This window comes from Candidatus Methylomirabilota bacterium (assembly GCA_036005065.1).
Lineage (GTDB): Bacteria > Methylomirabilota > Methylomirabilia > Rokubacteriales > DASRDR01 > DASYQW01.
The window spans coordinates 1-10,360 of the sequence record DASYQW010000391.1 but is presented as its reverse complement, the minus strand read 5'-3'; the positions used below and the strand labels follow the sequence as shown (position 1 = coordinate 10,360).

At 69.0% G+C, this 10,360-nt stretch carries 10 protein-coding genes; 8 read left to right on the top strand and 2 right to left on the bottom strand.

Annotated features, from left to right (window positions below):
• The first annotated feature begins 161 nt into the window (after window positions 1-161).
• A complete protein-coding gene (locus tag VGW35_26210) occupies window positions 162-878 on the top strand; it encodes a hypothetical protein (protein ID HEV8311173.1) in 717 nt (238 codons plus the stop codon).
• 167 nt (window positions 879-1,045) lie between these two features.
• Here the strand turns inward: VGW35_26210 and VGW35_26205 are convergent, their stop codons facing one another.
• The gene (locus VGW35_26205; protein ID HEV8311172.1) at window positions 1,046-2,002 is read right to left on the bottom strand and encodes an IS1595 family transposase; all 957 of its coding nucleotides are present in this window, start codon (window positions 2,000-2,002) and stop codon (window positions 1,046-1,048) included.
• A gap of 84 nt (window positions 2,003-2,086) precedes the next feature.
• The gene (locus tag VGW35_26200) at window positions 2,087-3,736 is read right to left on the bottom strand and encodes an ABC transporter substrate-binding protein (GenBank protein ID HEV8311171.1); all 1,650 of its coding nucleotides are present in this window, start codon (window positions 3,734-3,736) and stop codon (window positions 2,087-2,089) included.
• Between VGW35_26200 and VGW35_26195 the strand changes: the two genes are divergently transcribed.
• From VGW35_26195 to VGW35_26165, 7 genes are all read left to right on the top strand, one after another.
• Window positions 3,735-5,084 (top strand): MFS transporter, encoded by a 1,350-nt coding sequence (locus tag VGW35_26195; protein HEV8311170.1) that lies wholly within the window; start codon window positions 3,735-3,737, stop codon window positions 5,082-5,084. The two genes, VGW35_26200 and VGW35_26195, sit on opposite strands and share 2 nt — an antisense overlap.
• The gene (locus VGW35_26190; GenBank protein HEV8311169.1) at window positions 5,077-5,649 is read left to right on the top strand and encodes a DinB family protein; all 573 of its coding nucleotides are present in this window, start codon (window positions 5,077-5,079) and stop codon (window positions 5,647-5,649) included. The genes VGW35_26195 and VGW35_26190 overlap by 8 nt, the downstream gene beginning before the upstream one ends.
• Before the next feature lie 37 nt (window positions 5,650-5,686).
• Window positions 5,687-5,881: a hypothetical protein gene (locus tag VGW35_26185; GenBank protein ID HEV8311168.1), complete on the top strand. Its 195-nt coding sequence runs from the start codon at window positions 5,687-5,689 to the stop codon at window positions 5,879-5,881.
• The gene (locus tag VGW35_26180; GenBank protein ID HEV8311167.1) at window positions 5,878-6,309 is read left to right on the top strand and encodes a type II toxin-antitoxin system VapC family toxin; all 432 of its coding nucleotides are present in this window, start codon (window positions 5,878-5,880) and stop codon (window positions 6,307-6,309) included. Before VGW35_26185 ends, VGW35_26180 begins: the two co-directional genes overlap by 4 nt.
• A 3-nt stretch (window positions 6,310-6,312) precedes the next feature.
• Complete coding sequence (locus tag VGW35_26175) at window positions 6,313-7,464, top strand: cobalamin-independent methionine synthase II family protein (protein ID HEV8311166.1); 1,152 nt, start codon at window positions 6,313-6,315, stop codon at window positions 7,462-7,464.
• A 39-nt stretch (window positions 7,465-7,503) separates the two neighbouring features.
• The gene (locus tag VGW35_26170) at window positions 7,504-9,591 is read left to right on the top strand and encodes a 3-hydroxyacyl-CoA dehydrogenase NAD-binding domain-containing protein (GenBank protein ID HEV8311165.1); all 2,088 of its coding nucleotides are present in this window, start codon (window positions 7,504-7,506) and stop codon (window positions 9,589-9,591) included.
• Window positions 9,592-9,686: 95 nt separating this feature from the next.
• Window positions 9,687-10,337, top strand: coding sequence for a nitroreductase family protein (locus tag VGW35_26165; GenBank protein ID HEV8311164.1), 651 nt, complete (start codon window positions 9,687-9,689; stop codon window positions 10,335-10,337).
• Window positions 10,338-10,360 lie beyond the last annotated feature (23 nt).

Here is a 10,360-nt window from a genome sequence, read left to right as displayed (position 1 = left end):
GGGGGGGTCTTCCGAGGGCAACAATATACTTGGCTCAGTAGACGCGATATACTACCGGCATGGTTAACTGGCGCAACCTTCCGCGGCAAGCCTTGGACGCGATCGTCGGGTGGCTTCTCCAGAGCGTCGGGCCAACCCTGGCTGTGGGGGCCTTAGCCCTCATGGCGACCATCTGGGCTGCAGCGCGTGGTCTGCCTGAATGGATACAGAGGGGAGAGGGGGCACTCACTGCCGTCTTGCTTATCCTGTTGTTGTCTAGATATGTGATTTTGCGGCAACGTCGGCTATTGCTCCAACGATCTATGCAGAAGAGTCGCGAAGCAACGTTTCTTGATGGGTATGATGCCGGATCGCGCGGGATGTGGGACTTGATTCGAGATGGTCAGGCGGTGGGCGCAGCCTTTCTCCAAAACATTAACCGCATGGTTCGCGAGCAACGCAGATTCACGGCGAGGATTTCTAGAAGAACCAGATTGTTCAGCATGTTTAAAAATTGGGGCCGCATTAATTCTGCCCATGGCGTACTTGTGAAGGCTGCCGATGATATCGAGTCCTATGCCGCCCTTCTTGATGAATTGCATCTAGACAAGTATGCACAGGTGCTTGTCGTCTGCTATACCGAGCTGATGGGTAGGGCGTCGCAGCGTGGTGGTGACAATCGGGCTGCCGCAGAGACGCAGCGGGCTTTTCGTCGGACCCTAGGCGAAGCAGCCAACGGCGCCCTGCAAAGCACACTCGCCTTTCGTGCCACGGTGGATGACCTTGCCTCCCAGAATCTATCTTCTGATTTGAATCGGGCATGTAGATGTCTCAAGGTCTCTCTCGAAAGTGTTACTTCCGCGATCACTTCGTACCGTGAATTTGTCACGCGCGCATGATGTGTCACTTATTTAGCTCGCGCCGCCTTCGTTTATACTCAGCCATTTGCTTCCCAACGTCCTGTCGCGGCACCGCGACGAGCCGCCGGAGTAAGTCTTTGAATCGCTCGAATTGCTCCGAGGGCTTCGGTGGCGGGAGTCCCCGTTTCTTGCCCATCATGAATCCCCTATCCCATGGCGGGCGCGAGCACCTTGCCCGTCAGCCGCTTGAAGGTAAGGCGCCGACCGACCACCGACCGGAGCACCGTCATAAACCGGTTGCCGTCGTGGCCGCCACGCCCGTTGTATCGGAAAGATTGCTCGTCGAGATAGCGGAACAGGTGCCACGGTTCCACGCTGACATAGGTACCCTTGATGGCGCGCTTCAGCAGGCTCCAGAAGTTTTCGAGCCCGTTGGTGTGAACGCGACCCCGCGCGTATTCTTCGGCATGGTCGATGACTTGGTGGGCGTAGTCCCCGTCCAGCGCATCGTAGGACGAGAGCGCATCGGTGAACACGTCGGAGCCGGGCTCGACCCGCGCGCGAACCTCAGGCGCGAGGGTCTGCTTCCGAATGTTTGGGATCACCTTGGTGGTCACGCGGCTGTGCCCGTCCGGGCCGTGCCGCTCCAGCAGGCCCATGACCGCCGTCTTGCCCGTGCTGCCCGTGCCTTTGATCGTCCGCTCGCGCTTCTCTCGGTGCATGAAGCGCGCCTTCCCGCCGATGAAGGTTTCGTCGACTTCCACCTCGCCGCGCATTTTTCGGAAGCTGCCGGTCTTCATCGCGGCCCGGATGCGGTGGCCCATGAACCAAGCGCTTTTCTGCGTGATCCCGAGCGCCCGCGCAATCTCGTACGAGCTGACGCCATTCTTGCAGTTGGCGATCATCCAGACCGCCGTCAGCCACTTGTCCAGGCCGAGCGGGGAATCCTCGAAGATCGTGCCGACCTTCACGGAGAATTGCCGGCGCGGGTGCTTCTCGCGGCACTCCCAGAGTCGCCGGGTCGCGACGTAGCGCACGTCGAGCCGCCCGCATGTCGGACAGGCCACGCCGTTCGGCCAGCGCACCTCGACCATGACCGCCTGGCAGTGGTCAGGGTCGGCGTAGTACCGGATGGCGTCGATCAGGGTCTTCGGGCTGTTCATGGCACCCTCCATGCCTAGAGGGTACCGCCTAGGGCCTACTGTGTCAAGTATATTATTGCCCTTCCGAGACCCGCCCGAAATGATCTAGCGCAGCTCCACCGTGCTGAAGGCTTCGGCGCCGGTCGGGTTCGGCACGTAGCCGGTGACGCGCCGGGACAGGACGATCGGGGACTGGCTGTGCGCGAGGAACAGCCGGGCGGCGTCCTCATGGAGGAGCTCGGCGGCCCGCCGGTAGAGCGGCGCGCGCTGGGCCTGGCTGCTCAGCGTCCGGGCGCGCACGAGCAGCTCGGTGACCGCCCGGTTGGCGTAGAAGCCCTGGTTGGGGGCCCCGGGCTCGCAGAAGACGTAGCAGAGGCAGCCGTCGGGGTCGCCGTGGTCGGCGATCCACCCCAGCATGAAGAGCGGGAGCCGCCCGTGCTGGACCCGCTCGAGATACACGGCCCAGTCGACGGTCTGGAGCCGGACGCGGATGCCCGCCTTGGCCCAGTCGGCGGCCATCGCCTGGGCGATGTCCCGGGGGACGGGAAAGTACGGTCGCGAGACCGGGAGGTACCACAGGACCAGCGGCTCCTTCCTCCCATCGTCCCACGTGAGCGTGTCGAGTCCGTTCGGGAACCCCGCCTGACGGAGGAGGTCACGCGCGGTGGCCGGGTCGCGGGCGTCGTCCGGGATGTCGGGGGCATGGCCCCAGAGCGCCGGCGGCTGGAGCTGGCGGGCGACCAGGCCCATCCCCCCGTACAGCGCGTTCACGATCGCCGGCTTGTCGAGGGCGTGGGCGAAGGCTCGCCGCACGCGCCGGTCCTGGAACTCGCGGACTTTGAAGTTGAAGGCGACAAAGCCCGTCGTGCTGGGCGGCCGGAGGAGCAGGGACAGCGTCGGCTCGCGCCGGACGCCCTCGAGGTCGTCCGGGTTGAGCCCCTCCATGCCCTGGATGTCGCCCGCCCGGAGCGCGGCCAGCCGCTTGGCGTTGTCCTTGATGGCGCGGCCCACGACCCGCGCCACTTTCGGCCTGGCGCCCCAGTAGTCGGGGTTTGCCTCCAGCACCACCTCCTCGCCCGGCCGCCACGCCCCGAAGCGGAAGGCGCCCGTGCCCACCGGGTGCTTCCCGAACTCGGCGCCCCACCGCGTCGCGGCCCGTGGGCTCGCGATGCCGAGGCCGGGCACGGCCAGGCTCGCCAGGAGCGGGGCGTGCGGGCGGCGCAGGGTGATCCGGACGGCGCGCGGGCCGGCGGCTTCGACCCGAGAGACGACCGCCCGCTCGTCGGGGCCGCCGAAGAGGCTATCCCAGTACTCGAAGGTCTGGCCCGCCTGGAGCTGGATCGCGTGCTGGGGATGGCTCGACTTCCACCACCGCTCGACGTTCCAGACCACTGCCGCCGCATCGAGCGGATCGCCGTCGTGGAACCGGACGTTCGGCCGGAGGTGGAACGTCCAGACCATCCCGTCGGCCGACGTCTCCCACCGCTCGGCCAGGGCGGGCTCGATCTCGGTCGTCGACCCTCGGAGCCGCACCAGGCCCTCGAAGACCTGGTAGGTGAGGCCGAGCGACGGGCCGTCGCTCACCACCGCCGGATCGAGCTGGACGGGCTCGGTCGGCCACGCGAACGTGAAGGTCTGCGCCGGCGCCGGCGTCGCCGCGAGGAGCAGAAGGCCGACGGCGAGGAGGGCGGGCACCCGCCCATCGTAGAGGCAGTTGTCGCCGGAGGCAATCGTGTGGCAAGGTGAGCGGGCCATGTCCGCTCGAAGCGACCGCTCGGTCGCGCGCGGTCTGCGCCGGCCGTTTCCCGTCTTCTACGGCTGGGTGATCGTGGCGACGGCGTTCGTCACCATGGGCCTCGTCGTCAACGCCCGCACCGCATTCTCCCTCCTCTTCCCCCCGATCCTCGACGAGTTCGGCTGGGCGCGCGGGGTGACGGCGGCGGCCTTCGCGGTGGGCTTCCTGGGCGGCACGCTCTATGCGCCCTTCATCGGGATCCTGATGGACCGCGTGGGGCCGCGCGTCGTCTTCCCGGCCGGCATCCTGCTGATCAGTGCGGGCCTGGCGCTGGCGACGCGCGTCCGCGAGCCGTGGCATCTCTACGCGACGCTCGGCGTGCTGGTGACCGGCGGGAGCATGGCCGTGAGCTACATCGGGCACTCCCTGTTCCTGCCTAACTGGTTCGTGCGGCGGCGAGGGCTCGCCATCGGGATCGCCTTCTCGGGTGTCGGGGTCGGGTCGATCACGCTCCTGCCCTGGGCCCAGGAGATCATCGGCCGCGCGGGCTGGCGCACCGCCTGCTGGACGCTGGCCCTGCTCCTCCTGGTCGTGATCCTGCCGCTCAACGTGCTGATCCCGCGCCAGCGGCCGGAGGAGCTGGGACTCGGCCCCGACGGCGACGCCGTCCTGCCGGGGGACGGCGCCGGCCGCCGCGCCGCCGACAACGTCGTCGATCGGGCGTGGGCGTCCACCGACTGGACGCTCGGCCGAGCCGTCCGGACGGCGCGCTTCTGGTGGGTGGCGCTCGCCTATCTCTGCGGGCTCTTCGCCTGGTACGCGGTCCAGGTGCACCAGACCAAGTACCTCACCGAGATCGGCTTTTCGCCCGCACTGGCCGCGTACGCGCTGGGGCTGGTGGGGCTGACCGGGATCGTGGGCCAGATCGCGCTCGGGCACCTGTCCGACCGCATCGGCCGCGAGTGGGCCTGGACGCTCTCCGGGCTCGGGTACGTCATCTGCTACGCGGTCCTCCTGGTGATGGCGGAGCACCCGACCCGGCCGCTCGTCTACGTCATGGTCGCCTCCCAGGGGATGCTCGGCTATGGCCTGGCCTCGGTCTTCGGGCCCATCCCGGCCGAGCTCTTCCAGGGCCGGCACTTCGGCACCATCTTCGGGACCCTCAACCTCGCGGCCGGCGCCGGGGCCGGGCTCGGCCCCTGGGTGACCGGCCTGGTGCACGATCTGACCGGGAGCTATGCCCCGGCCTTCTGGCTCGCGATCGGGTGCAGCCTGGTGTCCGTCGCGGCGATGTGGCTGGCGGCGCCTCGGAAGGTCCGCGCGGTGGCCGGCCGCATCCCACGGCCGCGGGTCGCCGTCGATGCCTGACCCCGTGCCCGATGCCGCGACCCTGCTGGTGGAGGCGCGGCGAGCCCTCGCGCGTCTGCCGGGACTGCTCGATCACCTCGTGGCCGACCTCGACGAGGCCACCTGGCGCGCCCGTCCGGCCCCCACCGAGTGGGCGCCGATCGAGATCGTCTGCCACCTGAGAGACGAGGAGACGGAGGACTTCGGCGCCCGGCTGCGCGTCGTCCTCGCGGGCGGGCGCGCGTTCGCGCCGATCGATCCCGAGCGCTGGGCCGAGGAGCGCCGCTATCGCGAGGCGGTCCCGGCGGATGCGCTGGCGGCGCTGCGCGGGCGGCGCGCGGCGAGCCTCGAGCTGCTGGCGGGGGTCGCCCCCGACCAGCTGCGGGGCGCCATCGAGCACCGGGCGCTGGGGCGCCTGTCGGGCCTCGACCTCCTGGCGGCGTGGGTGACCCACGACCGCCTCCACCTCCGCCAGCTCGCGGGGACGCTGGCCCGCCTGTGGGCGGTCCGATGGGCCCCCCTCCGGGCCGAGTATGCCGGCCCCATCCCCTACGCCTCCGGCAGGCCATTGGATGGACAATCCTGATACAATGTCAGTATTGTACGTATCAGGAGGTTCCGCGGTGAAGGGAACGGTCAAGAAGAAGACGTATAACCTGGACGGCGAGATGATCGAGAAGGTCCGGCGGTTGTTCAACGCCAAGACGGACACCGAGGCGATTCAGAAGGCACTTCGTAAGGCGATCGACGATCGGGAGATCGAGGATCGGCTGGAGACGCTGCTCCGAGAGGGCCGGTTTCGGGCGATCTACCAGTGAAGTATCTCCTGGACACCAACGTCTACCTCGAGGCGTTGCGGTCCGACTCGAAGCGGGCTCAGTTTCGAGACACATTTTTTCCGGTCCTTCCCGCGACCTTTCTCTCGGCTGTCGTAGCCTATGAACTGGCCGTCAATGCCGAGGGGCTCAGGACCCGCACCCGCCTGCGGGAGTTCTTACGCCCGATGGAATGGACGGGACGGCTCGTGGCTCCGGCCTTCGACGACTGGGTTGGTGCGGCTGACGTTCTCTCCGCCATCGAGAGTCGCGAGAAGGGCTGGCGGTCAAAGCTGCCCGCCCTACTCAACGACATCCTGATCGCTCTCTGCGCCCGCCGCATCGGCGCCACCTTGTTCACCTATAACGGGGCGGATTTTCACCTGATCCGTCGCCACCTGGATTTCGCCCTTCACGTTCTTCGAGCTTGAGGGATGAGACGCAGCACCGCCCGCTTCCTCACCACCCACACCGGCAGCCTGCCGCGTCCCGACGACCTGGTCCGGATGATGTTCGCCAAAGAGGAGGGCGTGCCGGTCGACCGCGCGGCGCTGGCGATCCGCATCCGCTCGGCCGTCGCCGAGGTCGTCCGCCGCCAGGGCGAGGCCGGCCTGGACATCGTCAACGACGGCGAGCTCAGCAAGCCGAGCTATGCCACCTACGTCAAGGACCGCTTGGCCGGGTTCGGAGGCACGAGCCAGGCGCTCCAGTATCGGGACCTGGTGGACTTCCCGGAGCTGGCCAAACGGGTGTTCGGCGACCCGGGCCGAGCCCGGCGGCGGACCCCGGCCTGCACCGGCCCCGTCGGGGTGCGCGACGCCCAAGCGGCGCTGACCGACGCCGAGAATCTGAAGGCCGCGCTCGAGTCGGTCCCGGTCGAGGAAGCCTTCCTGACGGCGGCCTCGCCGGGCGTCATCTCCCTCTTCTTCCGCAACGACCACTACCCGAGCCACGAGGCGTACCTCTCCGCCATCGCCGAGGCGATGCGACCCGAGTACGAGGCCGTGGTCCGGGCGGGCTTCCTGCTGCAGGTGGACTGCCCGGACCTGGCGATGGGCCGGCACATCCAGTTCGCGGGGCTGAGCCTGGAGGAGTTCCGCAAGATGGCGCGCCTGCACGTGGAGGCCCTCGACCATGCGCTGGCGAACATCCCGGCCGACCGGATCCGCATGCACGTGTGCTGGGGCAATTACGAAGGACCCCACCACTACGACGTGCCCCTTCAGGACATCATCGATGTCGTCCTGGCGGCCCGGCCGAGCGGCATCTCCTTCGAGGCCGCCAACCCGCGCCACGCGCACGAGTGGCGAGTGTTCGAGCGCGTGCGGCTGCCGGAGGGCAAGCTCCTCATCCCCGGCGTGCTCGAGTCGAAGACCAACTACATCGAGCACCCCGAGCTGGTGGCGCAGCGGATCGGCCGGTATGCCCGGCTGGTGGGCCGCGAGAACGTCGTGGCCGGTACCGACTGTGGCTACGGCACCTGGGTGGGTCAGGCCGCGGTGGATCCGGGCGTCGTCTGGGCCAAGCTGGCCAGCCTGGCCGAAGGCGCCCGGCTGGCCTCGCGCGAGTTCTGGGCCTCACCCTGACCCGAGCTTCGGACTCCAACTCTCGGAGGACTCCAGACCATGACTGCCATTACTCGCTCCGTCAGCCTCGAGCGCCGCGGGGCCGTCGCCGTCCTCACCGTCGACAACCCGCCCGTCAATGCCCTCAGTCAGCACGTCCGTCAGGGGCTCCGTGACGGGCTGCGCCAGGCCATCGCCGATCCCGGGGTGGTCGCCGTCGTCATCGCGTGTGCCGGGCGGACGTTCATCGCCGGCGCCGACATCACGGAGTTCGGCAAGCCGCCCCAGGAGCCGGTCCTCTGGGAGGTCCTGGACCTCATGGAGTCAAGTCCCAAGCCCGTGGTGGCCGCCATCCATGGCACCGCGCTCGGCGGCGGCCTCGAGACGACCATGGCCTGCCACTGGCGGATCGGCGTCCGGAGCGCCCGCCTCGGCCAGCCCGAGGTGAAGCTCGGCATCATCCCCGGGGCCGGCGGCACCCAGCGGCTGCCGCGGCTGGTCGGCGTGGAGACGGCGCTCCAGATGATCGTCGGCGGCGATCCGATCGGCGCCGATGAGGCGCACCGCCTCGGCCTCCTCGACGAGCTGGCGGACGGCGATCTGACCACCGCTGCGGTGGCCTTTGCCGAACGGGTGGTGGCCGAGGGCCGCCCGCTCCGCCGCGTGCGCGACATGAACGACAAGGTCGCGGCCGCCCGGGGGAAGCCCCAGCTCTTCAGCGAGTTTCGGAAATCGGTCGCCCGGCAGACGCGCGGGCTCAAGGCCCCCGAGGCGTGCATTCAGGCGCTGGAGGCGGCCGTCACGTTGCCGTTCGAGGCGGGGATCGCCCGCGAGCGCGAGCTGTTCATCGAGTGCCTGACCTCGCCGGAGTCCAAGGCTCAGCGCTACTTCTTCTTCGCCGAGCGCGAGGCGGCCAAGATCCCCGACGTGCCGGCCGATACCCCCGTCAAGGAGATCCGGAAGGCGGCGGTCATCGGCGCGGGGACCATGGGCGGCGGCATCGCCATGAACTTCGCGAACGCCGGCATCCCGGTCACCGTCGTCGAGGTCAGCCAGGAGGCCCTGGACCGCGGGCTCGGCATCGTCCGCAAGAACTACGAGGCGACGGCGGCCAAGGGCCGACTCACTCGCGCGGACGTCGAGCAGCGCATGGGCCTCCTTCGCGGCACCACCGACTTCGGGGCGGTGGCCGACGCCGACATCATCATCGAGGCTGTCTTCGAAGAGATGCCCATCAAGAAGGAGGTCTTCGCCAAGCTCGACGCCATTGCCAAGCCGGGCGCCGTGCTGGCCACGAACACTTCCACGCTGGACGTCAATGAGATCGCCACCGCCACGAAGCGGCCGGCCAGCGTGATCGGCACCCACTTCTTCAGTCCGGCCAACGTCATGCGGCTCCTGGAGAACGTGCGGGGCGCGAAGACGGACAAGCCCACCATCGCCACCGCCATGGCGGCCGGCCGCCGGATCGGCAAGGTGCCCGTGCTGGTGGGCGTGTGCTACGGGTTTGTCGGCAACCGGATGCTGCACCAGCGCGGCCAGCAGGCCGAGCAGCTCATCCTGGAAGGCGCGCCGCCGCACCAGGTAGACAAGGTCCTCACCGATTTCGGCTTCCCGATGGGTCCGTTCGCCATGAGCGACCTGGCCGGCCTCGACGTCGGCTGGCGGATCCGCAAGGGCCGCGGGGTGACGTCCGCGGTCGCGGACCGGATCTGCGAGCTAGGGCGCTTCGGCCAGAAGACGGGCGCGGGGTACTATCGCTACGAGAAGGGCGACCGGACGCCCATGCCCGATCCCGAGGTCGAGCGCATCATCACCGAGGTCGCCAAGGCGCAGGGGATCCAGCGGCGATCGATCGCCGAGACGGAGATCCTGGAGCGGCTCCTCTATCCGATGGTCAACGAGGGGGCCAAGATCCTGGAGGAGGGCATCGCGATCCGCGCGAGCGACATCGACGTCATCTGGGTGTACGGCTATGGCTGGCCGGTCTATCGCGGCGGCCCCATGTTCTGGGCAGACCAGGTCGGCCTGCCGGCGATCCACGACCGCCTCCGGGAATACGGCCGGCGCACCGGCGACCCCTTCTGGACGCCGGCCCCTCTCCTGGTCCGCCTCGGCGAGGCCGGCAAGGGCTTCCTGGACCGGTGAGGCGCCCCGCCGCGCCGCCGCCGCCCTCCCCTTTCCAGAATCCGGGGGTGCGTGCAGGGAGTCTACGTCGGACGGGCGATATTGGGGAGGAGACCATGGACTTCTTCGAGGTCGTGACGACGCAGCGGGCCATCCGGCGCCTCCGTCCCGATCCGATCCCCGAGGCGGTGCTCCGGCAGATCCTGGAGGCGGCGATCTGCGCGCCGACCGGCGGCAACCGCCAGGGCTGGGGCTTCCTCGTGATCCGCGACCCGGCGCTGCGGGCCCGGCTGGGCGAGCTCTACCGCGAGGCCTGGGGTGAGCTGATGAAGGTGCCGTACTACCGCGACGCGGCCACGGCGCCGCCCGACAGCGCCGCCGGGAAGATGCTCGCCTCGGCGCGGCATCTGTCCGAGCATCTCGGGGAGGCGCCCGTGCTCATCCTGGCCTGCATCGGCGCCGACGGGGTCAAGCCGACCCTGACGACCGGCGCGTCGATCTACCCGGCCGTCCAGAACATCCTGCTCGCCGCGCGCGCGCTCGGCCTCGGCTCGTGCCTCACGACCATCCACAAGTTCCGCGACCCGCAGGTGAAGGCGCTGCTCGGCATCCCGGCGGACGTCGAGACCGCCGCGCTGATCCCGCTGGGCTCACCGGTCGGGAAGTTCGGACGGCCCCCGCGCCGGCCGGTCCGGGAGGTGGCGTTCGCGGACCGCTGGGGCCAGGCATTCGGCGGAGCTCGGGGAGCCGACCCCCCTACCCGGTGAATCCGGGGGCGCGCGCCGCGGCT

What these genes read in the sequence shown, in the direction of transcription:
- VGW35_26200 (HEV8311171.1), bottom strand. Translation starts at nt 3,736, where the DNA reads ATGGCCCGCTCACCTTGCCACACGATTGCCTCCGGCGACAACTGCCTC.
- VGW35_26210 (HEV8311173.1), top strand. Translation starts at nt 162, where the DNA reads ATGGCGACCATCTGGGCTGCAGCGCGTGGTCTGCCTGAATGGATACAG.
- VGW35_26165 (HEV8311164.1), top strand. Translation starts at nt 9,687, where the DNA reads ATGGACTTCTTCGAGGTCGTGACGACGCAGCGGGCCATCCGGCGCCTC.
- VGW35_26205 (HEV8311172.1), bottom strand. Translation starts at nt 2,002, where the DNA reads ATGAACAGCCCGAAGACCCTGATCGACGCCATCCGGTACTACGCCGAC.
- VGW35_26175 (HEV8311166.1), top strand. Translation starts at nt 6,313, where the DNA reads ATGAGACGCAGCACCGCCCGCTTCCTCACCACCCACACCGGCAGCCTG.
- VGW35_26190 (HEV8311169.1), top strand. Translation starts at nt 5,077, where the DNA reads ATGCCTGACCCCGTGCCCGATGCCGCGACCCTGCTGGTGGAGGCGCGG.
- VGW35_26195 (HEV8311170.1), top strand. Translation starts at nt 3,735, where the DNA reads ATGTCCGCTCGAAGCGACCGCTCGGTCGCGCGCGGTCTGCGCCGGCCG.
- VGW35_26170 (HEV8311165.1), top strand. Translation starts at nt 7,504, where the DNA reads ATGACTGCCATTACTCGCTCCGTCAGCCTCGAGCGCCGCGGGGCCGTC.